General features: G+C 66.3%; 1 protein-coding gene. It reads right to left on the bottom strand.

The window, feature by feature from the left end; translation table 11 throughout:
• The coding region (locus QC282_RS32285; RefSeq protein WP_279553137.1) for a beta-ketoacyl synthase N-terminal-like domain-containing protein at positions 1-255 on the bottom strand (255 nt) is incomplete at both ends.

Genomic DNA, 255 nt, shown 5'->3' with positions numbered 1-255 from the left:
TGCCACGCACCACCGCAAGAACCCGATGCCCGTTCCGAAGCGCATCCGACTCCCGCTCCAGAACCAGAACACCGACACCCTCGGCCCAGCCCACCCCATCAGCCGCATCCGAGAACGCCTTGCACCGACCGTCCGGCGCCAACCCACCCTGCCGAGAGAACTCCACAAACGTCGTCGGCGTCGACATCACCGTCACACCACCGGCCAACGCCAGCGAACACTCCCCCGACCTCAACGCCTGCGCAGCCAAATGCA

Source organism: Streptomyces sp. DH24 (assembly GCF_029813775.1).
Taxonomy (GTDB): Bacteria; Actinomycetota; Actinomycetes; order Streptomycetales; family Streptomycetaceae; genus Streptomyces.
Note: the sequence above shows the minus strand (reverse complement) of the source record. Positions and strands in the feature narration are given on the sequence as shown.